General features: G+C 67.6%; 23 protein-coding genes. 8 read left to right on the top strand and 15 right to left on the bottom strand.

The features are described from left to right. Positions 1–5: 5 nt before the first annotated feature. Positions 6–1,442, bottom strand: a complete 1,437-nt coding sequence (locus tag YM304_RS20965) for a DHA2 family efflux MFS transporter permease subunit (RefSeq protein WP_015443739.1) — start codon at positions 1,440–1,442, stop codon at positions 6–8. A gap of 38 nt (positions 1,443–1,480) precedes the next feature. Between YM304_RS20965 and YM304_RS20970 the strand changes: the two genes are divergently transcribed. Then, entirely contained in the window at positions 1,481–2,299 is an 819-nt protein-coding gene (locus YM304_RS20970; RefSeq protein WP_162142128.1) for an acyl-CoA thioesterase, read from the top strand. A 20-nt stretch (positions 2,300–2,319) separates the two neighbouring features. Here YM304_RS20970 and YM304_RS20975 read toward each other — a convergent pair whose 3' ends face one another. The 5 genes from YM304_RS20975 to YM304_RS20995 all read right to left on the bottom strand — a co-directional run bounded on the left by YM304_RS20975 (position 2,320) and on the right by YM304_RS20995 (position 6,036). Continuing rightward, entirely contained in the window at positions 2,320–2,838 is a 519-nt protein-coding gene (locus YM304_RS20975; protein WP_015443741.1) for a hypothetical protein, read from the bottom strand. A gap of 106 nt (positions 2,839–2,944) precedes the next feature. Next, positions 2,945–3,883 carry an SDR family NAD(P)-dependent oxidoreductase gene (locus YM304_RS20980; RefSeq protein ID WP_015443742.1) on the bottom strand — a complete coding sequence of 313 codons (939 nt, stop codon included), beginning with the start codon at positions 3,881–3,883 and terminating at the stop codon, positions 2,945–2,947. A gap of 100 nt (positions 3,884–3,983) precedes the next feature. After that, positions 3,984–5,186 (bottom strand): 5-(carboxyamino)imidazole ribonucleotide synthase, encoded by a 1,203-nt coding sequence (locus tag YM304_RS20985; RefSeq protein ID WP_015443743.1) that lies wholly within the window; start codon positions 5,184–5,186, stop codon positions 3,984–3,986. Positions 5,187–5,241: 55 nt separating this feature from the next. Further along, positions 5,242–5,733, bottom strand: a complete 492-nt coding sequence (gene purE / locus YM304_RS20990; RefSeq protein WP_041301028.1) for a 5-(carboxyamino)imidazole ribonucleotide mutase — start codon at positions 5,731–5,733, stop codon at positions 5,242–5,244. 48 nt (positions 5,734–5,781) lie between these two features. Next, positions 5,782–6,036: a hypothetical protein gene (locus tag YM304_RS20995; RefSeq protein ID WP_015443745.1), complete on the bottom strand. Its 255-nt coding sequence runs from the start codon at positions 6,034–6,036 to the stop codon at positions 5,782–5,784. Positions 6,037–6,199: 163 nt separating this feature from the next. Here YM304_RS20995 and YM304_RS21000 point away from each other — a divergent pair, with 163 nt between their 5' ends. Next, on the top strand, positions 6,200–6,967 hold the full coding sequence (locus YM304_RS21000) for an SDR family oxidoreductase (protein ID WP_015443746.1): 768 nt from the start codon (positions 6,200–6,202) through the stop codon (positions 6,965–6,967). 19 nt (positions 6,968–6,986) lie between these two features. On the opposite strand, the gene YM304_RS21005 is transcribed toward YM304_RS21000, so the two are convergent. After that, positions 6,987–7,682 (bottom strand): phosphotransferase, encoded by a 696-nt coding sequence (locus tag YM304_RS21005; protein WP_015443747.1) that lies wholly within the window; start codon positions 7,680–7,682, stop codon positions 6,987–6,989. A gap of 32 nt (positions 7,683–7,714) precedes the next feature. Here YM304_RS21005 and YM304_RS21010 point away from each other — a divergent pair, with 32 nt between their 5' ends. Further along, positions 7,715–8,122, top strand: coding sequence for a hypothetical protein (locus tag YM304_RS21010; protein WP_015443748.1), 408 nt, complete (start codon positions 7,715–7,717; stop codon positions 8,120–8,122). A 10-nt stretch (positions 8,123–8,132) separates the two neighbouring features. Here YM304_RS21010 and YM304_RS21015 read toward each other — a convergent pair whose 3' ends face one another. From YM304_RS21015 to YM304_RS21025, 3 genes are all read right to left on the bottom strand, one after another. Continuing rightward, positions 8,133–10,556, bottom strand: coding sequence for an MMPL family transporter (locus YM304_RS21015; RefSeq protein ID WP_162142129.1), 2,424 nt, complete (start codon positions 10,554–10,556; stop codon positions 8,133–8,135). Positions 10,557–10,701: 145 nt separating this feature from the next. Beyond that, a complete protein-coding gene (locus YM304_RS21020) occupies positions 10,702–12,258 on the bottom strand; it encodes a class I adenylate-forming enzyme family protein (protein WP_015443750.1) in 1,557 nt (518 codons plus the stop codon). 93 nt (positions 12,259–12,351) lie between these two features. Continuing rightward, a complete protein-coding gene (locus YM304_RS21025; RefSeq protein WP_051071535.1) occupies positions 12,352–13,719 on the bottom strand; it encodes a pyridoxal phosphate-dependent decarboxylase family protein in 1,368 nt (455 codons plus the stop codon). An 87-nt stretch (positions 13,720–13,806) separates the two neighbouring features. Between YM304_RS21025 and YM304_RS21030 the strand changes: the two genes are divergently transcribed. Beyond that, the gene (locus YM304_RS21030) at positions 13,807–14,136 is read left to right on the top strand and encodes an antibiotic biosynthesis monooxygenase family protein (RefSeq protein ID WP_015443752.1); all 330 of its coding nucleotides are present in this window, start codon (positions 13,807–13,809) and stop codon (positions 14,134–14,136) included. A 176-nt stretch (positions 14,137–14,312) separates the two neighbouring features. Here the strand turns inward: YM304_RS21030 and YM304_RS23330 are convergent, their stop codons facing one another. Continuing rightward, positions 14,313–15,062 (bottom strand): MOSC domain-containing protein, encoded by a 750-nt coding sequence (locus tag YM304_RS23330; protein WP_015443753.1) that lies wholly within the window; start codon positions 15,060–15,062, stop codon positions 14,313–14,315. A gap of 113 nt (positions 15,063–15,175) precedes the next feature. On the opposite strand from YM304_RS23330, the gene YM304_RS21040 reads away from it, so the two are divergent. Next, positions 15,176–16,123 carry a 2-hydroxyacid dehydrogenase gene (locus tag YM304_RS21040; RefSeq protein WP_041298505.1) on the top strand — a complete coding sequence of 316 codons (948 nt, stop codon included), beginning with the start codon at positions 15,176–15,178 and terminating at the stop codon, positions 16,121–16,123. A gap of 74 nt (positions 16,124–16,197) precedes the next feature. Here the strand turns inward: YM304_RS21040 and YM304_RS21045 are convergent, their stop codons facing one another. After that, positions 16,198–16,710, bottom strand: a complete 513-nt coding sequence (locus YM304_RS21045; RefSeq protein WP_015443755.1) for a hypothetical protein — start codon at positions 16,708–16,710, stop codon at positions 16,198–16,200. Positions 16,711–16,787: 77 nt separating this feature from the next. Continuing rightward, positions 16,788–18,320 (bottom strand): flavin-containing monooxygenase, encoded by a 1,533-nt coding sequence (locus tag YM304_RS21050; protein WP_041298506.1) that lies wholly within the window; start codon positions 18,318–18,320, stop codon positions 16,788–16,790. A 115-nt stretch (positions 18,321–18,435) separates the two neighbouring features. Here YM304_RS21050 and YM304_RS21055 point away from each other — a divergent pair, with 115 nt between their 5' ends. Beyond that, positions 18,436–19,614, top strand: a complete 1,179-nt coding sequence (locus YM304_RS21055; protein WP_154723586.1) for a hypothetical protein — start codon at positions 18,436–18,438, stop codon at positions 19,612–19,614. A gap of 33 nt (positions 19,615–19,647) precedes the next feature. On the opposite strand, the gene YM304_RS21060 is transcribed toward YM304_RS21055, so the two are convergent. Together YM304_RS21060 and YM304_RS21065 are read right to left on the bottom strand one after the other, a co-directional pair. Further along, positions 19,648–20,244: a DNA-3-methyladenine glycosylase I gene (locus YM304_RS21060; RefSeq protein WP_015443758.1), complete on the bottom strand. Its 597-nt coding sequence runs from the start codon at positions 20,242–20,244 to the stop codon at positions 19,648–19,650. Then, positions 20,241–21,077 (bottom strand): acyl-CoA thioesterase, encoded by an 837-nt coding sequence (locus YM304_RS21065; protein ID WP_015443759.1) that lies wholly within the window; start codon positions 21,075–21,077, stop codon positions 20,241–20,243. Before YM304_RS21065 ends, YM304_RS21060 begins: the two co-directional genes overlap by 4 nt. A 55-nt stretch (positions 21,078–21,132) precedes the next feature. Between YM304_RS21065 and YM304_RS21070 the strand changes: the two genes are divergently transcribed. Both YM304_RS21070 and YM304_RS21075 read left to right on the top strand, forming a co-directional pair. Next, entirely contained in the window at positions 21,133–22,434 is a 1,302-nt protein-coding gene (locus YM304_RS21070; protein ID WP_015443760.1) for an alkyl sulfatase dimerization domain-containing protein, read from the top strand. Between the two features lie 139 nt (positions 22,435–22,573). Continuing rightward, on the top strand, positions 22,574–25,372 hold the full coding sequence (locus tag YM304_RS21075) for a choice-of-anchor Q domain-containing protein (protein WP_015443761.1): 2,799 nt from the start codon (positions 22,574–22,576) through the stop codon (positions 25,370–25,372). Positions 25,373–25,464 lie beyond the last annotated feature (92 nt).

The raw sequence follows: 25,464 nt of genomic DNA on the forward strand, positions 1-25,464 counted from the left end.
CGAGGCTAGGTCGACGCACCGGCGGGTGCGGCCGTGTGCGGCTCGACGACCGGTCGGGTTCGCAGCGGTAGCGAGACGAGGGTGGTGGCGAGCCCGCCGATGATGATCACCAGCCAGATCCGATCGAATCCGGCGAGGGCGGCGGCGAGCGACGCGGGGGTGCCGAGCATCGCGACGGTGAGCGCCACGCCGAGGGTGCCACCGAACTGCCGGATTGCCTGCAGCACCGCTCCGCCGACACCGATACGAGTGGGCGGAAGGGCCTGCGCCACGACGCTGGAGAGTTGTGGGAGGCACAAGGCGACGCCGATTCCGGTGAGCAGCATCGACGGCAGATAGTCGACGACGTAGTCGACATCGTCGCTCAGGAACACATACCGGTAGAGGCCGCCCGATGCGTAGAACAATCCGCCGGCGACGAGGAGCGGTCGCTGCCCGATCCGACCGGCGAGCGAACCGGCGCGCGGTGCGATGATCGCCACGAGCGCCGGTCCGGGGGCCACGCCGAAGCCGGCAGCGAGAATCGACCAGCCCCACACCTCGGTGAGGAAGAGGATCGATCCGAGGAACATCGCGGAGAAGGCGGTGCCGAACGCGAGCCCCGCGAGGTTTCCCCATCGAAAGTTGCCGATGCCGAACAGTTCGAGATCGAGGGCAGGCGCCACCGTGTGCCGCTGATGCACGATGAAGACGGCGAGCGTGGCCAGACCGATCGCGAGGACGATCATCGTGCGCTGGTCGAGCCAGCCGAAACGGTCGGTCTCGACCACGCCGTAGGAGAGGATTGCGGCCGCTCCGGCGACGAGTGCGACACCGACGAACGACGGGATGCGAGTGGTCGGGTCGCTCGATTCGGCGAGCACCCGCCGCCCGGCGACGATCGTGAACACACCGATCGGGAGGTTGATGAAGAACGCCCACCGCCAGCCGAGCGCTTCGACGACGCCGGCGCCGAGCGTCGGTCCCAGCGCTCCCGCCACCGCGCCCGCAGCGCCCCAGATCGCGACCGCCCTCGGAAGCTGCTCCCGCGGGAACGCCGCCATCACGAGGGCGAGCGACGACGGAATGAGCATCGCCGCACCGACCGCCTGGGCGAGTCGAAACGTGTTGAGCAACTCGACGTTTGGCGCGAGGCCACACAGCATCGACGTCGCCGTGAACACGCCAGATCCGATCAAGAAGACCTTGCGGTGCCCGAGCCGATCGGCGACCTTGCCTGCCGGAACCAACAGTGCGGCGAACACGATCGTGTAGCCGTTGAGCACCCACGACAACTCGGTGGTGCCGGCGCCTGTGAACGTGCTCGCGATGTCGGGGAAGGCCACGTAGAGGATGGTCGTGTCGAGGAAGGTCGCAAGGGTGGCGAGCGCCGACACGAGCAGCGTCCGACGGGCACGGCGGATGCTTGCAGCAGTCGGTTCATCGACGGTCTGAGAGGTCATGTGGACACATTGACACAGTCAGTCTTATGATGCAACTCATGATGTTCGACACGCCCCGATCCGCCGCCACTCGCCCGTCTCGTCTGTCGACGCCGCAGGACGCCGTCGCCGACATCGCCGGGCCTGCGGAGGTGTCACCGGCGCTGCACGGCTTCGGCGGGCTCCACGGCGGGATCGGACTCGCGCTCGCGCTGCGAGCGGTACTCGATTCCGGTCTCGACGAGACGCAGGTCCGCAGCATTCAGGCTCGGTTCTCCCGAGCGGTGCGTGACGAGGTGGCGGTGACGGTCGATGCTCCCGACCACGACCGGACGATCGCGACCGCCCACGCCACGCTGACCAGCCGAGGCACGCAGTGCGTGTCCATGTCGGCGCTGTTCGGGCGGTCGAAGGTCGCCCTCCGCGACGTCACGCCACCGATGCCCGCGTACGCGGCGCCGACCGAGTGCGACGAGTTCGCCATGCCGATCGAGTTCGTCCCGTTCGGCGCGTTCATCGAGATCCGTCCGACGACCGCTGAGCGCCCCTACGCCGGCGGCGACGACGCTCACCTGGCGGCGTGGATCCGACTCCGTGACGATCCAGCACCCGTCGACCTGGCGCGACTCGTCATCCTGCTCGACGCGCTCGCACCGTCAGCGGCGGCCACGATGACCGACCTGGTCGCGTTTCCGACCGTCGAGTTGTCGATTCGTCCCGCGCCCGGCGTCCACACGACGACGTCGCCGTGGATGCTGCTCGACACGCGCTCGACCGTCTCCGCCGACGGATGGGTCGACGAATCCCTCAGCGCATGGGCCCCCGACGGCACCTTCCTCGCCAGCGCGTCACAGATCCGCCTCGCCAACTCGCTCTGACGATCGCTGCGACCCGCCCGTCATTCTGTGTCTGACACCATTTGACCCGGAGGTCCGGGAGCGAGGGCGTTCGGGTCGGTGCAGGGGCGCAGCTCGAAGTCGACGGCGCCGTCGAGTTCGATTCGGATGAGCAGACCGTCGACCGTCGCCTCCCCGATCCAGCGAGATGACCCGGCGGTCCGGACCCCGGTGAACGTGGTCGGTCGCCCCGACACCGAGATGTCGCGATCGTCGCTCTCGACGGTGATCGAGTACGGCAGTTCGATCTTGCTCTGGTCGAGCACGCGCCGGCCGAGCAGATCATGGACGAGCATCGAGCGGCGTACGTTCGGATCGCCGTGTGAGGGCGTGGCGATGGTGTCGACCGACAGATCCGCCCCGTCGCGCCGTGCGTCCATGGCGAGGTGTCCGGTCGCCTCCGGTGGCCCACCGAATCCGCTCGGCCAGATGCCGTCGATCGTGTCGCCGACCGGCTCGTACGGCACAAACGCGGCAGCACGGGCCGCGGCACGCCACCGGTTCCCATAGTCGTCGCTCATGCGGCCATCCTCCCACGCGACGACATCTGCCCAGTCCAAAAATCACCCTCACGCGACGATTTTCGCCCAGGCCAAAAATCACCCTCGGGAGGCGTCGCCTATGGCGTCAGTTGGCAGCGAGGGCGGCGGCGACGTCGATCTCGAGGCCGGTCTCGGCTTCACCGACCCGCCACAGCGCATCGATCGCAGACTCGGTGCCGGGGCGGACCAACGGTTTGCGCACGGGCGGGCCGTTGGTCGCGAACAGCGGTCCGTAGAAACCGGCGCCGGGCGCATCAGGGTCGGTCGCGGCCCGGAGTTGGCTGAGCGCGCCACGGTCGGTCGACATGCCGATCGTCTCGACGAGCTTCACCGACATCGACCCCAGCAATCCGGCACCACCGTGCGAGTGGGTCGTCGTCTGCAGGTCGGAGTTCGTCAGGCCGGGTTGCGCCGAGAGCGCCTTCGCATCGACGCCGGCCGCATCGAACTGCTGTTGGAGACCGACCGCGAGATGGCGCATCGCGAGTTTCGTCTGGCCGTACATCCGCCACTCGTCGAACTTCTCGCGCATGTGCGGATCGTCCGGGTCGATGGCCGTGCCCGTGTGCTGCGCCGTGCTCGACAGCGTCACGACCCGAGCTCCCGGCGTCGTGACCAGCATCGGGAGGAGGTGGGAGATGAGCGCCCAGTGGCCGAGCACGTTGATCCCCATCTGCGTGTCGAAGCCGTCCTCCGTCGTGCCCTGGGGCATGGCCATGACGCCGGCGTTGCACATCAACACGTCGATGCGGTCGTGCGCTGCGGCGATCTGTTCGGCGGCCGACGCGACGGAGGCCAGCGAGCCCAGATCCAGCTCGACGATCTCGAGCGACGCGTCCGGGTGGGCGGCGAGGATCTCGTCTCGCGCATCGACGGCCTTCGCCTGGTTGCGGGCAGCCATCACGATGCGGGCGCCCTTGCCGGCCATGGCCTTGGCCGAAGCGAGCCCGAGCCCACCGTTGGCCCCCGTGATCACCACCGTCTTGCCGTGCAGGTCAGGGATGTCGCGTGCGGACCAGAACATGGCGTCAATCTATGGCACGCCCACACACCCCCGCTCGCGACGAAACTCGCCCAGTCCAGAGTTCACCGCTCGTCAATCGGTGTCTGACACCGGATGACGGTCAGTGGGCGGCGGCGGTGCGGAGGGCCAGCGCCTTGCGAGCGGCAAGGTCGGGGGTCGGCGCGCTGACCGTGATGTGGCCCATCTTGCGGGCGCGCCGCGGCTCGGTCTTGCCGTAGAGGTGGAGCGTTGCCGCAGGCTCGTCGAGCACGACGGCCCAGTCGGGTTCGACCGCGATGTCGGACGGCTCGTCGAACCACATGTCGCCGAGCACGTTGACCATGGCCGCAGCGGGCGCGGTCATCGACGAGTCGCCCAGGCCCAACCCGCACACCGCTCGGATCTGCTGCTCGAACTGGCTCGTGACGCTGACGTCGAGCGTCCAGTGACCCGAGTTGTGCGGACGCGGCGCGATCTCGTTGACCAGGATCGTGTCGGCACCCGACTCGTCGCCCACCACGAACATCTCGACCGCGAGCACGCCGACGTAGTCGAGCGCGTCGGCGAGCGCCATCGCCAGACCGACCGCTCGATCAGCCAGGACCGGGTCGATCCGGGCCGGCACGATCGACACGTCGAGAATGCCGTCGACGTGGACGTTCTCGGCCACCGGCCACGTGTCGACACGACCGTCGGAGGTGCGCGCCACCAACACGCTCACCTCACATCGCAGGTCGAGCAACTCCTCGACGACACACACGACCCCACCGAGCTCGGCCCATGCGGCGAGCGCCTCGGCGCGACCGGTGACGCGCCGCTGTCCTTTGCCGTCGTACCCGAGGCGTGCGGTCTTGACGATCGCACCACCATCGGCCACCTCGTCCAACACGTCGTCGGCGATCGGGATCGCGTCGTCGAGTACGACGTGGCGCCCGACCGGAAATCCGTTGTCGAGCAGGAACTCCTTCTCGGCGACGCGGTCCTGTGCGATGCCCACACTCGACGGACGCGGCGCCACCTGCGTCGAACCTGCCAGCGTCGCGAGCGCGGCGGCGGGCGGGTTCTCGAACTCGGTGGTGATCACATCGCAGTCGATCGTGAGGCGACGCAACGATGCCGGGTCGTCGTACGCGGCGACGAGATGGTCGTTGGCGACCACGCCCGATGGCGCCGACGGGTCGGGATCGAGGACGAGCGTGCGATACCCCATCGCGTTGGCCGCCATCAGCGCGTACTTGCCCAACTGACCGCCACCGAGCATCCCGATCGTGGCGGGCGGAGCGATCGGACCGCGCAACGGCACCGTCGCGGCGTCGTTCGTCATCGGTGGTCTCCCGGCGTCACGGCGTGCTCCAGCATCGTGCGGTGCATCTCGATCGTCAGTCGGCGGGAGGCAGCGTGGACGACGCGGCGATGTCGCGGATCTCGGTGCGGTAGTCGATCAGCGCCTGGTGCAGACGATCGTCGTCGGCGGCGAGCAACGCGACGGCGAAGAGCGCCGCGTTGGTGGCACCGGCTTCGCCGATCGCGAACGTCGCCGTCGGGATGCCGCCGGGCATCTGCACGATCGAGTACAGCGAGTCCTGCCCCGACAGGTGCTTCGACGCGACCGGCACGCCCAGCACGGGCACCACGGTCTTCGCGGCGAGCATGCCGGGCAGGTGAGCTGCGCCCCCGGCTCCGGCGATGATCGCCCGCAGGCCTCGGCCGCGTGCCGCCTCGGCGTAGGCGAACATCTCGTCGGGCATCCGATGGGCGCTCACCACTTCGGCTTCGTGCGGCACGCCGAACCGTTCGAGGATGCCGACAGCTCTCGACATGGTCGGCCAGTCGCTCGACGAACCCATCACGACACCGACGATCGGTTGCAGATCACTCACCCTGCGATCATACGGCGGCGGCCGCGGACGGCCCGATCGTCAGGTGACGGTGGCCGCGGCGACGGCCACATCGCGCGACACGTCGGCCGGCGAGGTGGTGCCGCCGAGCGTCGAGCGGATGTCGCCGAAGAAGTAGAAGATCGCCGCGAGGACCAACAGGAACACGACGACGGCGAGCACCCACTCCATCGTCGGCGACAGGAACGACCGCCCGCTCCGAGCCTCGTTGCGCGACGCGGTGGCGCGTCCTTTCGGCGCGGTGCGTGCGGATCCGGACTTCGATCGCGAGGCCATCCGACCATTTAAGCCGTGGGCGCCTCGGTGCGCCACGTTCTTTCGCGATCGTTCGGACCCGTGTCTCGTTCGGTTGTTTCTTTTCGACCCGGTCCAAAGGAAACAAGCGGTTGTTTCTTTTCGACCGGGACCGGGGGAAACAAGCGGGGGCTAAGTTCGGTCGATGGCTCCGCTCGAACTGTCTGGCCGCGTGGCGTTGGTGACCGGAGTGTCGCGGCGGGTCGGCATCGCCGCTGCCGTCGCCCGTCGGCTCCACGATGCCGGGGCCACCGTGGTCGCCACCGGCTGGTCGCCACACGACGACGAGATGCCCTGGGGCGGGTCGGAGCCACCAGACGTCGGCGTGCCGGTGCTCAGCCACGATCTGGAGGACCCCGACACGCCGCGGCGGCTCGTCGACGAGGTGATCGACGCACACGGGCGACTCGACATCGTCGCCGCGGTGCACGCCCGCAGTTCGTCGGCGTCGCTCGCCGACGTCACCGCCACCGAACTCGATCGCGCGTGGGCGGTCAACGTCCGATCGATCGTCCTCCTCGCTCAGCGGTTCGCCGAGGTCCACCAACCCGCGCCGACCGACGCTCCACCGCTCGGACGGCTCGTCTGGTTCACCAGCGGGCAGCACCTCGGCCCGATGGACGGCGAGATCGCCTACGCGGTCACCAAAGGGGCGCTGCACCAGATGACCGCGTCGCTCGACCACGCGCTGGCGCCGAGTCGCATCATCGCCAACTGCATCAACCCGGGCCCGGTCGACACCGGTTACGCCGACGCAGAACTCCACGAGAGCGTGGCGTCACGGTTCCCCGACGGCCGTTGGGGCTCGCCCGACGACATCGCCGACGTGGTCGAGTTCGTCGTCGGCGACCGCGGCGCGTGGATCCGCGGACAAGTGATCGACGCCGAAGGCGGCTTCGACCGGCACGCCTGAGTCCGGCACGCCGGAACCGTCACGGCGTGTCGGAGCGCTTGACCTTCTTGCGGAGCTCGGCGACGGCGACTCGTTCACCAGGGGTGATGCCCGAATCGGCGAGGCGATGATCACAGGCCGTCTCGACGAACGCGTCGAAGTTCGGGACTCGACGGAAGCGCTTGAACGCTTCGGCGAACACCCGTTGACCGATCTGATCGCGCGGTCCGCTCGTTTCGAACGTGGCGATCTCGACGTAGGTGATCGCCGCGTCGAAGGCCGCCGGTCCACCGCCGGCGTTGGTCCAGTCGATCACGATCGGTCCGTGCCGTTTGGAGAGCATGACGTTCATCGGATGCAGGTCGAGGTGCAACACGCTGAGACGGCGAGCCGGGTCGACCGACGGCCCCAGCATCCAGTCGGGTGCCGGGATCTTCGCGAGGTCGCGTTGCAGCTTGGCGAGCAGACGCGCATGCCACACAACCTTCCACGGCGCGGCCTCGAGCGAGGCGAGCATGGTCGTGCCGTCGACGTGGTCCATGACGATGTCGGCTCCGCTCGCCTCGTGGACGGTCGGTACCGGATAGCCGCGTTCGGCGACGTAGGCCATGATCCGCGCCTCGTGCTCGACGTCGCCGTGGGTGCCTCGGTAGCGACGCAGCACCTTGCCATCACCCACGTCGAAGACGTCGGCAGCACGCCCCGCTGCGATCAGCGGGCCCGGTTCGTCAGCCATGCGTCGACCGTACAACGTGGCAACATCGGAGCATGCCAGCCGGATACTCGGGCACGCCGCTCGCCAAGAAGCTCGGAATCGGACCCGGAACACATGTTGCGATCATCGACGAGCCCGACGGGTTCCGCGACCTGCTCGCACCGGTCCCGGACGACGTGACGTTCACGACCAACCTTCGCGGTAAGGCCGATGTCGTCGTGTTCTTCACCACGTCGCGCGCCGCATTCCAGCGACGCATCGACTCCCTCGGCCGCACGATCTTCCCCGAAGGCGGGTTGTGGATCGCGTGGCCGAAGCGAGCATCGAAGGTGCCGACCGACATGACCGAAGACGTCGTCCGCGAGGTGGCCTTGCCGCTCGGCCTCGTCGACAACAAGGTCTGCGCGATCAGCGAGGTCTGGTCAGGGCTGCGCATCGTGTGGCGCAAAGAGCGCCGCTGACACGCGCCGGTCAGCTCGTCGAAGCCGGCTCGACGTCGCGGCTGGCGCCGTCAGCGTCCCGGCTCGCGCCGGCGGCATCATGGCTTCCGCCTTCGACGTTGAGGGTCGGCAGCACCTTGTCGAGCCACTTCGGGAGCCACCAGTTCTTCTCGCCGAGCAGCTCCATCGTGGCCGGCACGAGCAGCATGCGGACGAGCGTCGCGTCGAGGAACACCGCCGACGCCAAGCCGAGGCCGAACATCTTGATGACGCGCTGGTCTTCGAGCACGAAGCTGCCGAACACCACGACCATGATCGCCGCCGCCGCGGTGATGACGCGGGCCGTGGCGGCCAGGCCGTCGGCCACGGAGTTCGCAGCGTCGCCGGTCTTGTCGTACTCCTCCTTCACCCGCGAGAGCAGGAAGACCTCGTAGTCCATCGAGAGTCCGAACACGATCGCGAAGAGCATCATCGGGAGGAACGGTTCGATCGGCCCGTTGCCGGTGCCGAGCAACTCGACGCCCCAGCCCCACTGGAAGACCGCCACGACGAGGCCGTAGGCGCCGCCGATCGACAGCAGGTTCATGATGACGGCCTTGAGCGGCACGAGCACCGAGCGGAACACCATCATCAAGAGCAGGAACGAGAGCGACAGCACGGCGACGAAGAAGATCGGCAGCCGCTTGGCGAGGTACGAGCTGAAGTCGACGCTCGACGCGACCGAACCGGTCACCAAGACCTCCACGTCGGTACCCGCGGTCGCTGCCGGGAGCACGTCGTCGCGGAGGATCTCGACGAGATCGGAGGTCGCTTCCTCCTGCGGACCGGTCGTCGGCACGACGCGGATGAGGACCGCCTCCTGGCTCTCGGACGGAATCGGGCCGAGCGCCTGCGAGATGCCCGGCGTCTCGTTGAGACGGGCAACGACGCCGACGATCGTCTCGATCTGCGACGGGTCGGTGACCTCGGCGACGAGCAGGAGCGGACCGTTGCTGCCGGGACCGAAACCTTCGGCGAGCAGTTCGTACGCCTGACGGGTGGTGGTGTCTTCGGCGAAGGTGCTCTCGTCGCCGAAGCCGAGGCGGAGGCCGAGCACCGGCACGCTGATGAGCAGCAGGAAGGCGGTGACGCCCAGCGCCATCGGCCACGGCCGCTTCTGGACGAACCGGCTCCAGCGATACGACCACGTGTCGCGCAGGTCCTTCTCAGCTCGCGGCGGCAGTGCCTCGCGCAACCCCGGGACGACGAACGAGAGCAGCAGCGTGGCCACGAGCACGACCGCACCGAGCGCACCCATGAGCGGTACGCCGATGCCGATGCCGAGCAGCGCGAACGATGCCCCGCCGGCCATGATCAGGCCGCGCCAACGCGTCGTTTCGACCCGTGGTCCGGCGAAGCCGATGAGCGCCGGCAGCAACGTGACCGACGCGGCCATGGTGATGGTGACGGTGACGGCTGCGCCGGTGGCGAGCCCCGTGATGAACGCCAAGCCCATGATGTACATGCCGAGCAACGAGATCACGACGGTCGCTCCGGCGAACGCCACGGCGCGACCCGCGGTGTCGATCGCGGTGACCACAGCCGTGCGGTAATCGAGTCCGGCGCGCGTGCCCTCTCGATATCGAGTGACGATGAACAGGGCGTAGTCGATGCCGACGCCGAGGCCGATCATCGCGCCCAGAGAGGTCGCGAAGTCGGGGATCGACAAGACGTTGGTGAGCAACTGGATGGTGCCGATGCCGATACCCACGCCGACGAACGCCACGCCGATCGGCAGGCCCATGGCGAGCACCGAGCCGAAGGCCAGGATCAAGATGACGATCGCGAAGGCGACGCCGATCAGTTCGGATTCGGGCGGCTCGAACTCCGAGAGCGCAGCACCACCGATCTCGACGTTGAGCCCCTCGACCTCGATCTCCTCGACCGACCGCTCGATCTCACGACCGATCTCACTCGCTCGTATCTCGTCGGTGTCGTCGGTGAACGCCAGCGTCGCGTAGGCGATGGTGCCGTCTTCCGAGACGAGGCCCTGCTGCACACCGAGCGGCGAGTACGGGCTGGTGACGGTGACCTCGTCGAACGCATCGATCTCGGCGAACAGCTCGCTCATGGCGGTAGCGATCTCGTCGTCGGCGATACCGGCGTCGCTCTCGAACACGATCGAACCCGACAGGAAACTGCCGGCGCTGCCGAAGTTGTCCTGCAGGATCTCGAAGCCGCGCGCCGACTCGGAGTCGGGGCTCTCGAACGACGATTCCGACGAGGCGCCGATCGCCCCGACGGCGCCGAACGTGATGAAGAAGATGGCCAGCCAGGCGATGAGGACGCGACCGCGTCGGTCGTACGCCACGCCACCGAGACGTGCCCACGCCGACGGACTCGAGCTGTCACCACCGTCGCCGGGTCGGCCGGCCGAGGCTCGCGCTGCGTCGTCGGGACGGTCCAACGTGGACATGCTGTTCATAGGTCGACAGTCTGGCCGACGCGAACCGACTTACTCCTCGCCGATTTCGAACCGTGTCGAACCGTGTCGAACCGTGTCAGCCGGTCGACGACCGGCTCGGGGAGGTCCGCGCCCGACGAGACCCGAGTCGGAAGCCTCAGACGTTGCCCGCCGCGGCGTCCCAGAACGGTTTGCGCAGATCGCGTTTGAGCACCTTGCCGCTCCCCGTCTTCGGCAGTTCGTCCATCCAGCCGAACGACCGCGGGATCTTGTAGCTCGCCAGATGCTCGCGAGCGAACGCCGTGACCGCCGCGTCGTCGAGACTCGAACCATCGTGCTTCACGATGATCGCGTGCACCGTCTCGCCCCAGTCCTCGCTCGGGATCCCGAACACCGCGGCTTCGTAGATCTCGGGGTGCGCTTCGAGCGCCGCTTCGATCTCGGCGGGATAGATGTTCATCCCACCGGAGATGATCATGTCCTTCTTGCGATCGCAGATGTAGAGGAAGCCTTCGTCGTCGCGATACGCGATGTCGCCGACGGTCTGGAAACCGTCGCGATGGTCTTCTTCGAACTTGTCGTGCTGCTTGTAGTAGTCGGAGAACACCGACGCCGATCGCACGAACACCTCCCCGGTGGCCTCCGGCCCGGTGTCGGTGACGATGTTGCCGGCGTCGTCGTAGAGACGGATCTCGACCATCGGCGCTTCCTTGCCACACGACCCCGGCTTGCGCAGCTGGTCTTCCGGGCGCAGCACCGTGTTAACGCCCAGCTCGGTGGAGCCGTACACCTCGAAGAGCGATTCGGGCGGCAGCTTGGTGACGTAGAGCTGCTTGAGCGCATAGCTCCACGGAGCTGCGTTTGCGATCATCACCCGCATCGACGAGGTGTCGTACTGCGCGAACACGTCGTCGGGAAGGTTGCAGATCATGCGAATCGGCGTGGGCGCGGAGAACGTGGTGGTCGCCTTGTAGGTGGTGAGCAGCCGGAGCCAGTCGACCGGGTCGAACTTGCGCTGCAGCACGATCGTCTGCCCCATCGCCAGTCCGATCGCCATGAAGCCACCCGGTCCCGAGTGATACAGCGGGCCGGTGGTGAGGTAGACGTCGTCGGGCGAGTAGCCGATGTGTTGGAGGAGCGCCGCGCCCTGCTGAGGGTCACGGGTCGTGCGACGCAACGCACCCTTCGGCTTGCCCGTGGTGCCAGACGTGTAGATCATCGTCGTGCTGTTGTCGGTGCCGTCACCCTCGACGGCGTAGGTCTCGGTGCTCGCCGCGGCAACGAGCCGGTCGACGGCGATCATCCCGTCCGGAGCCTCACCGTCGAACACGAGGATGTGCTCGACCTTGGGCAGATCGCTCCGGATCCGTTCGAACAGCGGGGCGTAGTCGGCGTCGACGTACACCACGGTGGCGTCGCAGTGGTCGACGACGTATGCGGCCTCCTCGTCGGAGAGTCGATAGTTGAGCGGCACGGCCGTGGCCCCGACCTTGCGCGCGGCGTTGATCATCTCGACGAGCCCCATCGAGTTCTGGCCGCACCACACCACCTTGCTGCCCGTCTCGACGCCGTGCGCGGTGATGACGTGCGCCAGTTGGTTGGCACGATCCTCGAGCTCGGCGTAGGTGCAGATGCGGACGTCGCCGTTGGCTCGGTCGTCGATCACCGCCGTCTTGTCGGGTTGGTTCGCAGCGTGCCCCGTGAGCAGATCCATACTCATTGCGTAGCAGTCACCGACGACCCCGTCGTGCACGAAGCGCGCGCTCGGCTGCACGCTCGCTCGGTGCTGGCGCGCTCGCGTTGGCCGTCAGGCCGCCGCGACGATGGCCGCGACCGCGCGGTCGACGTCATCGGCGGTGGTGCTGGTGTCGGAAACGCTGATCCGCATCGCTCGCCGACCGTGCCAGGTGGTGCCGCCCATCCACGCGTCGCCGCTGGCTTGCACCTTCGCGATGACCGCGTCGGTGTGGTCGTCGTCGCCGAAGGCGACCAGCACCTGGTTGAGGACCGGCGGAACCAACACGTCGATGCCGGCGTCGCCGAGCAGGTCGGCGAAGCGCTCGGCGTGGCGGCAGCATCGCTCGACCGCCTGGGCGACACCGTCGCGACCGAGCGTGGCGAGGATGGCCCACACCGGAATCGCACGCGCGCCCTGCGACATCTGCAGGCTGAGGTTCATCGGTGCTCGCCCACCCGTTCCCGCCGCGTAGGCCGCGTCCATCCGCATCGATTGCGACAGGGCGTCGGGATCGGCGACGATCGCCACGCCGCAGTCGTAGGGCGTGTTGAGCCACTTGTGGCCGTCGGTCGCCCACGAATCAGCGCGTGCGATTCCTTCGAGCTGGTCGCGCCGCTCGGGTGCCGCGTTGGCCCACAGCCCGAACGCGCCGTCGACGTGCACCCACGTCCGCGTCGCGTCGAGCTGGTCGATGATGTCGGCGAACGGGTCGCTGTACCCGGTGTTGACGTTGCCCGCTTGGAGCAGCACGAGTGTGGGGCCGGTCGTGGTCGGCACGGCATCGGCGCGGGCTCGTCCGTACCGGTCGGTCGGGATCGGAACGACCGACCCGGAGCCGAGGCCGGCGAGTCGGAGCGCCTTGATCGCCGACGAGTGGATCTCCTCGGAGGCAACCACCGTGAGCGGCGGAGCGCCGATGAGCCCGTCGGCTGCGGTGTCCCATCCCGCCTCGCGGAGCAGGGTGTCGCGGGCGGTGATGATCGAGGTGAGGTTGGCGATCGACGCGCCGGCACAGAACGTCGCGATCGAACGCGACGGCAGTCCGAGGAGGTCGACCATCCACTCGGCAGCGAGCGCGTCGAGGTGTGCTGCGATCGGCGACATGACGGGGAGTGCGGTGTTCTGGTCCCACGCTCCGGCGAGCACCGAGGCGGCGAGGCCGACGGGTTCGACCCCGCCGGTGACGAAACCGAAGTAGCGCCCACCCGTGTTGCTCACCGTCGCCGCACTGCCGATCTCGTCGAGCATCGCGATCACGTTCTGCGCGTCGAGCGGTCGGTCGAGCGTGGCGTTGAACGTGATCGAACCGAGCCGATCGAGCGCTTCGGCGGTGGGCACGACGGGTCGGTCTCGCTCGACCGACACGAAGTCCGCGGCGCGTCGCGCCGCCTCCATCAACAGGTCGGCTTTCGATTCAGCTCCGGTGACCCATGCCATGACGCCAGTCTGACGCATCGGCCTCGATACGCACAGCGTCTCGAAACACTCAGCGTCTCGACGTGGGCGGCGTGGCATCGTTGTCGCATGGCTGCGTTCGCCGAGACTCCCGATCCGCCGTACTACGCGGTGATCTTCACGCGGCTCGCGTCGACCGACGCTGCTGGGTACGCGGAGGCTGCCGATCGCATGGTCGAGCTCGCCGCGCGGCAACCGGGTTTCCTCGGCGTGGAGTCGACATCCGACGACGTCGGCGTCGGCATCACCGTGTCGTACTGGGAAACGGAAGACGCCATCGCCGCGTGGAAGTCCGACGTCGAGCACACCGCTACCCGCGACACCGGTCGCGCCCGCTGGTACGACGGCTACGAACTCCGCGTCGCCAGAGTCGAACGCGCCTACAACTGGCGCCGCTGACGCCGCCGCCGCGATCTCCCCGCGCCACCACCCGGTTTTGCCCCGGCAATCCGTCACCCATGACCGATTCAAGGGGCAAAGCCCTGCCTCCTCGGTTTTGCCCCTGACAAGCGTCACGGATGACGGATCTGAGGGGCAGAACCTGCTTGGGGCGGGCTGGTGGTCGGTGCTCTTGGTCAGGTGGGGCTGACGGGGCTGATGGTGACCGGGTCGCCGGTGGTGATGGAGCCCGGGCGGAGGACCGAGGCGTACCAGCGGCTCTGGCCGGGATGGAGCGAATGGTCGATCAGGCTGATGTCGCCGCCGGTGAACCACTGGGCGTTCTTCGAGCACGGCACCGCCGGCGCGGAGAGCTGACAACGCACCTCGCCGATGTCGACGATCGTGCCGCCGCGCAGTGTCGACCAGTCGACACCGGAGATGGTGATGTTCTCGCCGGCGGCGCCGGGCGTGATCGGGTGGCCCGCGGCGGCGAGCGCATCGATCACCTCGGAACTCCACAGGCACAACGCCTGCCACGGGCGACCGTGGTGGACACGGGTGTGCTGCACGTCGCCGTCGACGCCGCGACGTCCGATCGCCGCCGCGTCGACGGCCAGCTTGGGGACGCCACCACCGGAGCGGCTGATCTGAGCGATCGTTCCGCGCTGTAGCGACACCGCATCACCCGCAGCACGGCGCACGTCGGCGATCGAGCACAGGCCGTGCATCAGGTGATGAACCTTGTCGAACAGGTCGTCGGCGGCGGCGATCGCCTTGAGGTCGTCGAGTCGACGCGCCTGCAGCTTTCGGTCGAGATGACCGGTCGCATCGACCGACCAGAGGTTCAACATGTCGTCGGCATGGAGCAGGGTCCGCTGCGCGTCCTGTTCGTTCCACTCGGCTCGCTCGAACCCGCAACGATCACACACCTCGACACCGATCATTCTGCGGACACTAGACCTCCCCGCCGACCCCCGTGTCCGAGCAAAGTTGATTACATCGCTCCGGGAGCGATGTAATCAACTTCGGATCGGTGGGTGGCTGGCATGCTGAGTCGATGAAGCCGCTGGTGCCGTTCGTTCGCAACGTCGAGTGGGAACCGCACGACGAACTCGTCGAGCAGTTGCGCGCGGCGATGCCCGAGATCGACGTCGTCGTGCACGCCGACATTCCGTCCGAGCGGCTCGGCGAGGCGACCGTCGCGGTGGTCGACGGACCCAGCGCCGAACAACTGTCGTCGCTGTCGAACCTGCGCTTCGTCCAGAGCACGTGGGCCGGTGTCGAAGCGATTCTTCCCGCCGTTCCGGAGGGTGTCGCCGTGGCGCGCATGGTCGACCCGCAGCTCGCGCTCACCATGGCCGAGGCCGTGCTCGCGTGGACGCTGTACCTGCATCGCGACATGCCGCGCTATGCGCGACAGCAGACGGCGCGGGAGTGGATCGAACAGCCGCCGGTGCGAGCGAGCAGCCGCCGAGTCAGCGTGCTCGGACTCGGAGCGCTCGGCACCGTTGCCGCGACGACGCTCCGCGATCAACGGTTCGACGTGGCCGGATGGTCACGCTCGCCGAAGCTCGTCGACGGCGTCGAGTGCCACCACGGCACCGACGGTTTCACCGCCGTGCTCGAGCGCTCCGACATCGTGATCAACCTTCTGCCGCACACGGCGGCAACCGTCGGCCTCCTGGGCACGGACGCGTTCGCGTCGATGCGACCGGGTTCGTCGATCGTGAACTTCGGACGCGGGCCGACGATCGACGACGACGCGCTGCTCGCCGCGCTCGACTCCGGGCACCTCGATCACGCGGTGCTCGACGTGTTCGACGTGGAGCCGCTTCCGGAGTCGCATCGCTTCTGGTCGCATCCGTCGGTCACCGTGCTTCCGCACATCTCGGGGCCGACGAGCACCGACACCGCCGCGATCATCGCGGCCGACAACATCCGTCGCTTCCTCGCCGACGGCACGATGCCGAGCGACGCAATGGTCGACCGCGAGCGCGGCTACTGATCGAGTTGCCGCTGCGTCAAACGGTGTCTGCGTCAAACGGTGTCAGACACCGGATGACGCAGACGCTTGGTGAGTCAGGCGTCGGCGGCGGCGACCGAACGGCCGTCGAGACCCTCGTCGAGCGCGACGTTGAGCGTGTGCTGAACATCGCCGGCCACGCACGACTTCGACATGGCGTCCTCGGTGATGCCGACCACGAGGGAGACGACGACCTCGTCGCCCGACGCGGTGGCGGTCGCCGTGGCCGCGAGGCAGTTGGCGTCACCGGAGGTGAACTGCACCATCAACTGCTCGGGGTACGACTCGGCGATCGCGATGTCGTCGATCGGGTGGGGCTTCGGATCGACGATCGTTCCACCGATGTTGGCCGTGCCGATCACGTCACCCTCGACGGCGGGCTCGTCGGTGGGCTCGTCAGCCGGTGAGTCGTCTGCGGGTTCATCGGCCGGTTCATCGGCGGGTTGTTCGGCCGGGGCAGGGGTGGGCAGTTCGTCGCCGGCATCGTCGGAGCCGCAGGCCGCGAGGCCCAGCGACCCGACCGCGAGGAGGGCGACGAGTGAACGTGTGTGGAGTCGCGTGGTGATCATGGAGGTTGGACGTCGCCGACCCCATGACCGGTTCCCGAAAATGTGTCGCGGCGCGAATTCGTCGGATCGGCGGCGACTCAGGCGTTGACCGGCGTCGCGGCGGCGACCGGCGTGCTGAACTCCATGACCCCGTCGTCGACGTCGACATCGGGCCCGAGCAAGACCTTGCGGTCATACTTGTAGCTCTGCGACGCGGTCCACGGGTCACGGTCGCTCTGCTTCGGATACGAGTTGATGTTCCGCTGCATGTACCCGGCCGGGAAGTCGTCGACGTACGGCCGGCGCGGCATGTCGGGGTCGGTCACGACCGGCACCGCGCGAGTGGAGCCGTTCTCGGTCATCTTGTTGAGCAGACGACAGATGTAGTGGGCGATCAGGTCGGCCCGGAGCGTCCACGACGCGTTGATGTAGCCGAAGGTCGTGCCGAGGTTCGGCACGCCGGAGTACATGAACCCCTTGTAGGTGAACGTGTCGGCCAGGTCGATCTGCTCGCCGTCGACGTTCGGGGTGACGCCGCCGAGCGCGAGGAGTTCGAGGCCGGTCGCCGTGACGATGATGTCGGCGTCGAGGTGATCACCGCTCACCAACCGGATCCCGGTCTCGGTGAACGTGTCGATGTGATCGGTCACCACCGTGGCGTTGCCCGCCTTGATCGCTTCGAAGATGTCGGCGTCGGGTGAGAGACAGAGGCGCTGATCCCACGGGTTGTACGACGGGGCGAAGTGCGGGTCCATCGGGAACTCGTCGCCGAGGGCCTTCTTGATCTCCTTGTTGATCGCCGCTTTGACCTTCTCGGGGTTCTTGCGTGACTGGTTGTAGATCATCTCGGTGCGCGCCGAGTTGAGCTTGCGGATCGCCTTGTACGCGACCGTCTCGGGGAGCACTTTGCGGAGTCCGGAGACGATCGGGTTCTTGTTGGGCGCGGGGAAGATCCAGGTCGGCGAACGCTGCAGCATCGTGACGTGTGCGCCCTGCTCGGCCAGCGACGGGAGCAGCGTGACCGCCGTTGCGCCCGAGCCGATGATGACGATCTTCTTGCCCTCGAGGTCGGCGCGCGACTGCAGGTCGTCGGGCCACTGCTGAGGATGTTCGATGCGGCCCCGGAAGTCGTCCTCGCCGGGGAAGTCGGGGCGGTGCGGGTTGGTGTACGAGTAGTAGCCACTGCACATCTGCAGCCAGTTGCAGGTGATCGTCGAGGTCTCGCCGGTCGAGGTTCCGTCGCCGTCGAGATGGTCGAGGGTCGCCGTCCAGGTCGACGTGTCGGAGTCCCACGATGCGCCGATCACCTTGCGAGCGAACGAGATGTGGCGCATCACGTCGTACTCCTCGGCGGTCTCGGTGACGTACGCCTTGATCGACGGACCGTCGGCGATCGAGAGGTCGCTCTTCCACGGCTTGAAGTCGTAGCCGAGCGTGTACATGTCGGAGTCGGAACGGATGCCCGGGTACTTGAAGAGGTCCCAGGTGCCGCCGAGGTCGTGGCGCGCCTCGACGATGGCGTAGGTCTTGCCCGGGCACTCTCGCGTCAGATGACACGCCATTCCGATGCCGGAGAGCCCCGCTCCGACGATCAGAACGTCGACATGCTGTAACACTGTTCCATTCCCCATGTGTCGACGGTACCCCGTTCGAGGGTGCCGAGGCGAAGAGGCGTCGAGCGTCGACGTGCCGGTCGATGTTCCGAGCCGCCTCACCAGGAGGGTCGCGATGTGTCACGATCGGGACATGAGGACGCGAATCGTGGCAGTGGTGCTCGTCGCCTCGGCGGGCATCGCAACGGGGTGCAGCAGCTACGGATCGGAGTCGTTCGATCCGGTCGACCCTGCCGACTATGCCGCCGACCCCGCCGACAACTGGCAGGTGTGCCCGCTCCCCGACCTCCTCGCGCAGTCGTCGCACCTCCTCGACGTGACGATCACGGCCACCACCACGATCGAGATGGAGACGGGGCCCGTCTACGGGTTCGCTCGCCGTGATCGCGCACCAGCGCCCGTGATCGCCGACCTGACCGACGTGCAGATCGACGACGTGCTGTTCGGTCGAGACGATGATCCTCGCGTCGGTGTCTTCCCCTCGTTCGACGCGTCGTCGACCCTCCGACTCATCAGCCGACGCAACGGTGGTGCCGTGGTCGAGCTGGCCGACGAGAGCGACGGCGACGTCGTGGGCCAACGAGTGATCGTCGGCACCGGCCAATACCGCGTGGGGACGGTCGAGGAATGGCCGATCCATCTGATGTTCCACCTCGACGACGCGGGCGCGATCAGCTTCGTCGGGCCGTGCGCGAGCGAGTTCGACCGGCAACTGGAGTCGATCGTCACCAACATGTATCCCGACCTCGCAGACGGCTCCGAACTCGATCAGGTGATCGCGATCATGGATGCTGCGCTCGACACCGATGTGGGTGGCAACCACCTCCACTTCGCTCGCCCGGCGACCGCTCGCCAGATCGGTGACGGGCTGATGCCGTCGATGATCGCCCCGACGTTGCAGCGCATCCATGTCGTGGTGGTGCCGTCACGCGCGATCGACGGCGGATTCGGCATCCAATCGCCCGCCGGCAACGGCAGTGAGTTCTTCGCCACGCTCGACAGCCCCGAGCCCTACACCTCGGGGGCGTTGGTGTCGACGAGCGGTCCGGTCGCACTGGCGATCAGCCGCCACGACATGTCACGCATCGCCGACCCGCTCGACGGTGCGTTCACCGGCAGCCTCGACGGCGTCGAAGCGCTCCGCATCGACCTCGATGCCGACACGATGACGACGGTGATCACACCGATCGCGCTCGACGAGATCCCGCCGCTCGTGCCGTTCACCGAGCCCGCCGACAGCCTCCGTCACTGGCTCGGCATTCCGATCGTGTCCACGCCCGGCACCGCCACGATCGACTGGGTCCCCGCCTGACCGGACGGTTTGTCTCTGAGACAAACCGGGCGGTCAGCGGTTGGCGAGAAAGGTGACCCGTTCGGCTTCGCAGGCGTCGTGGACGAAGCAGTCGGGTTCATGGTCGTTGGTGAGACCTTCCGACTGCATGAACGCGTACGCCGTGGTGGGGCCGAAGAACTTCCAGCCGCGCCGCTTCAGTTCCTTGGCGAGCGCTGCCGACTGCGGCGTGGTGGCCGGGATGCCGCCCTCGTCGGTGCGATCGGGTTCGGTCACCGCCCAACTCCAGATCCAGTCGACCAGTGACCCCTCCGCCTCGATCAACTCGATCGCACGTTGTGCGTTGTTGATGGTCGCTTCGATCTTGCCGCGATGACGGATGATGCCCGCGTCGCCGAGCAATCGCTCGACATCCGGCTCGCCGAACCGGGCCACCCGCTCGATGTCGAAATCGGCGAACGCCGCGCGGAAGTTCTCACGCTTGCGCAGAATTGTGATCCACGACAGTCCCGACTGGAACCCTTCGAGACAGATCTTCTCGAACAGGAGGTCGGCGTCGGTGGTGGGTCGGCCCCATTCGGCGTCGTGGTACTCGAGGTAGAGCGCATCGCCGGTCGGCCAGCCGCAACGGCGCGGTTCGGCGCCGCTCACGCTTCGGGCGCCTTCTCGTCACGCCGACGACGCAGCAGCACCTCCTGGGTGAACGAGGCCGCGTGCACACCGGCCTCGGTGATCGCGTCGCCACTCACGAGGCCGCGTCCTCCCGACAGACCGTGCGACTTGAGGTCGAACCAGTGCCACTCGTCGGCGCGACTCGGTCGGTGGAACCAGAGGGAGTGATCGAGGCTGGCTCCGATGAACTTGAAGCGATCGGACGGGTCGTTGGTGAAGTCGGGATGCAGCGACCGCCCGGCTCGCGACGGGGCCGCGTCGGACATGAACGCGAGGCCGCACAGGTGCAGATCGGGGTCGTCGCCCAGTTCGGTGTCGAGGCGGATCCAGTACCCGAGGCGGGTGTCGGACGCGTCGGCCGACTTGCGTTCGAGCAGTGAACCCCACGAGTAGTCGAGCAACGACGGGTCGGTCGGACCCGGCAGCGTGTCGGGAATCGAGTTGGCCTGCACGTCGGCTTCGTCTTCAGCGACCTGGAACGACACCGACAGGTTCAAGATGGCACCGGCCGACTGCCGAGCCACCACCTGGCGCGTGCAGAACGAACGGCCGTCACGCAGCCGTTCGACCTCGAAGCGGATCGGCTCGTCGGGAGATCCGGGCCGGATGAAGTAGGAGTGCAGCGAGTGGGCTCGGCGCTCGGTGTCGACCGTGTGGATCGCCGCGCGCAGCGCCTGGGCAACCACCTGACCGCCGAACAACCGCTGACCCCACGGGTAGCAAGCGACGATGCCGACGTAGGTGTCGGGGCCGTGCGGCTCGAGGTGCATGAGGTCGCGAAAGTCGACGTCGCGGATCTTCGGTGCGGTCATGCACTGTGTCTACCCGATGGACATCGGCGGTCGGAACGAGCACTACCTTCGCGACATGGACGACCTGCTCGAACTCTCGGCCGCGATCATCGAAAGTGGTGACGTCGACAAACCGTTCAATCGCATCACCAACGAACTCACCGAGGTGGCCGACGGCCTCGCGGTGGTCGAGTCGTTCAGCCACAGCGTCGTGGTCGACTCGGGTGACGGGTTGGTGGCCTTCGACGCATCGCACGTCAACACGGGCGCCGCGGTCGTGGAGGCGATCGGTGGGTGGCGCAGCGACCCGGTCCGCCAGTTGATCTACACCCACGGTCACGCCGACCACGTCGGCGGGTCGGTCCACTTCGATGCGGCGTACGGCGACATGAACGTGGTCGGCCACGAGAACGTCGAGCAGCGTTTCGATCGCTATCGCGACACCAACGCCTGGAACGTGCTCATCAACGCTCGCCAGTTCGGCGGTGTCCGCGGCGACTTCGAGATGGGCGACGCCGACGAACCCGACTTCATCCCGAAGCACACCCTCGCGCCCACCCACGTCGTCGGCGATCACGACACGATCGAGATCGGCGACCGGACGATCGAACTGCACCACGCGCGTGGCGAGACCGACGATCACCTGTGGGGATGGATGCCGAACGAGAAGTGGTTGTTCGCCGGTGACTTCGTGATCTGGAACTTCCCCAACGCCGGCAATCCGCAGAAGGTGCAGCGCTATCCGATCGAGTGGGCCGCCGCGCTGCGCGACATGGCCTCGCGTCGACCGGAGATCCTGCTTCCCGCGCACGGCTTGCCGGTCGGAGGCGCCGACCGCATCGAGGAGATGCTCACCACGATCGCGTCGACGCTCGAGAAACTGGCGAGCGATGTCATCACGATGATGAACGCCGGGGAGGTGCTCGACACGATCATCCACTCGGTGCGCGTCGACCCGGCGATGCTCGCCAAGCCGTACCTGCGGCCGCTGTACGACGAGCCCGAGTTCGTCATCCGCAACATCTGGCGCCAGTTCGGTGGCTGGTGGGATGGCGCCCCGAGCCGGTTGAAGCCGTCGCCCGATGCCGCCCTCGCCGCCGAGATCGCACACCTGGCGGGCGGCGCGCACCGTCTCGCTCAGCGAGCGTCGGAACTCGCCGATGAGAGTGACTTCCGGATGGCGTCACACCTGGCCGATCTGGCGGCGTGGGCCGCGCCCGACGACCGAAGTGTGCATGGCACGCGAGCCGAGGTCTACCGAGCGCGTCGACAGGCCGAGACCTCGCTCATGGCCAAAGGCATCTTCGCCGGAGCGATGCGCGAGTCGGCGGCGGTGGCCGACGAGGCGGACGGAGAGTCGCCCACGCAACGACAGTGAGTGTCACTGCAGTGTTTGGCTCGAAGCGTTTTACCTGGTAGCGCGCCTGCGACCATCCGCGAGTCGGCTCCCGAACGAAAACTACAGTTTGGCAGGTCGTCTGCCGACGACAGTACGACACTTCACACGGGAGCAATCAGTGGGCACACTTCACAATCATTCAGACGACCCTGCGCGCACGGGGATCCAACGTCTTCGCGACGGCCTGACCACTTCGGCCGCACTCGGAGCGACGATCACCGTCGTCGCCGGCGCGGTGCTGGTCAACGGACAACCGGTCGGCGCCGACCCGGTCGGTGGACCGACCGAGGTCACGTCGCTCGACGACGAGATCAACGGTGATGCGACCACGTCGCTTCGCGAAGCGCTGGCGAACGCGGAAGGCAACGCAGGGCCCGACACCATCACGTTCGCCCCGGCGCTCTTCGCTGGGGGTCCGGCGGTCATCGAGATCGGATCGACACTGCGCACCTTTGCGCACGACGTCACGATCACCGGTCCGGGCGCCGACCAACTCACGGTCCGAGCCGTCGACGAGAGCGAGGAAGGCGAGGACGTCACCGCGTTCTACTTCTACGGCGACGTCGCCGTGTCGATCTCGAACATCTCGATCGAGGCCACGGGGAGCGGCATCGAGGCGTACGGCTACTACGACGGCTCGATGATCGAGTCGGTCACGCTGAGCGGCGTCGACATCGAGGCCCGCCGAGAAGCGGTGTCGATCTCGACGGTGTCGGGCGATGTCACGATCACCGACTCGACGCTGACCAACAGCGAAGGCGGCAATGGCCCCATCGCGGCCATCTACAACGCCTACGGCAACGTGGCGCTGACCGACGTCGACATCACCGAGGCCGAGGCCCCCATCGTCGGCGACGGGTTCGCACCGTTCGCCGAGCCTCGACTCGGCCTCATCGTCGAACGGGCTGCGTCGATCGACCTCACCCGAGTCACGACCGACACGTCCTACGACGGCGTGTTGCTCCGCTGGGTGGACGGCGACGTCGAGGTCTCCGACAGTGAGGTCACCTCCGACACCGGCGGCCTCGCGATCAGCTACGCCGGCGACGTCGACCTGACCGACAGCACGGTCACGAAGCTGTCCGACGGCATGTATGTGGGACGGTCGTTCGGTCCGCGCCGCAGCGCCGCAGTCAGCATCGCCGGTGCCGGCGACATCGACATCGACACCGTCAGCATCGACGGTGGTGGCGTCCAGGCGCACTACTCCTCGTCGCTCGACATCACCAGCAGCACGATCTCCGATTCGTCGACCGGTGCGATCCACTCGGTCGGGGTCCCCCTCCACCTGAGCGACTCGACGATCAGCAACAACGTCGCTCTGTACGGCACTGCGCTCATCGAAGCCGGCGGCGACGGGCGCCGCTTCCCATGCCTCGACCTCTGCCTCGATGGTGCCGCCGCCGACGCCCCAGGCCTCGACGGGCCAGGCGACTACGACTCCGTCACCATCATCAACACCACGATCAGCGACAACGACATCCACGAGGACAGCACCATCATCCGCAGCTTCGAGCGCTACTCCGGCGACTTCCTCGATTCCGCCGACGAGCCCTACACCCTGAGTGGAGTCCAGCTCCTGCACTCGACGATCGCCGGCAACGCCGTGGCCGACGAGTTCCCGTACGGCCCGCCGCCGCTCGAGGAACCCGCCCCGGCAGTGGTGGAAGCCTCGTCGGTCGTCATCGACCACTCGATCGTCACCGACAACGACGGGATGACCCTGATCGACCCCGACGCCGGCTTGCGGCTCGCCGACGCATCAGGTCTCGGTGACGCAGCCAGCCTCGACGGCGGTCTGTCGCCGATCACCGCCAGCCACTCGATCCTGCCGGCGGCGTACGGACCCGTCGAGGGCACGAACGTCTTCGCCGACGATCCCGGCCTCGGCCGACTGACCGACAACGGCGGTCCGACCGAGACCATGCTGCCCGACCTCGATTCGCCGGCCGTCGACGCCGGCGCTGCCGGGGTCGTGATCTCGATCGATCAGCGCGGCGAGGACCGTCCGTCGGGCGAGGCCAGTGACATCGGATCGGTCGAGCGTCAGGCATCGTCGATCTCGATCAGCGCCGATCCGGCAACGGTCGCCGAATCCGACGGAACCGTCACGCTCACGGTGACGCGCACCGGTGACGGCGAAGGCGATGCGTCGGTCCGTGTCTCGACCGCCGACGGAACGGCGACCGCCGGCGACGACTACACGGCGCTCGACCAGGTCGTCGTGCTGCCGGCCGGACAGGCCACCACCACGGTCGACCTGCTGATCGCCAGCGACGACGACGTCGAACCCGACGAGACGCTCACGGTCACCATGTCGGAGGCCGACAACGTCACCATCGACGTGGCCAGCGTCGAGGTGACGATCACCGACTCGACGACACCGACCACCACCACACCCACGACCGTGCCGACCTCGTCCACGCCCACCACGACGCCGAGCACGACGGTGCCCGACGCCACCACGACCACGACGACCACGCCGCTGCAGATCAACGGCGACAACCCGCCGCCGGTCGCCGGTGGCTCGGAGAGCTCGTTCACGGTGATCATCGAACAGGGCGACGACGAAGAGGTCGGCGTCAGCGCCAAGTCGAGCAACCCTGGGCTCCTCGAGGTCGTCTCGGTCCAGCGGAGCGGCCAGGGCAACGCCTTCACACGCGGATCGGCTGAGCTCACCGAAGTGCAGTACGAGGTGCGAGTCCGGGCGGCCGCCGGCGGCTCGGGAACGGCGACGGTCACGGTGACCGCCGTCGGTGAGTCGGGCACGGTCACGCAGGACTTCGAGGTCGTGGTCAGCTCGCAGACGCTGCCGGCCACCGGTTCCGACACCACGCAACGCACCGGTCTGATCGGCGCACTGCTGCTCGGCTTCGGCTTCGTCACCAGCCTGTTCAGCCGACGCCGTCGAGCCTGACGTCGACACGAACCGACGAGCAACGGCGGAGCCGGCGCGGGTGATCCTGCGTCGGCTCCGCCGTTGTGCGTTGTGAGCGTTGTGAGCGTCGT

The organism is Ilumatobacter coccineus YM16-304, assembly GCF_000348785.1.
GTDB classification, from domain to species: Bacteria; Actinomycetota; Acidimicrobiia; order Acidimicrobiales; family Ilumatobacteraceae; genus Ilumatobacter_A; species Ilumatobacter_A coccineus.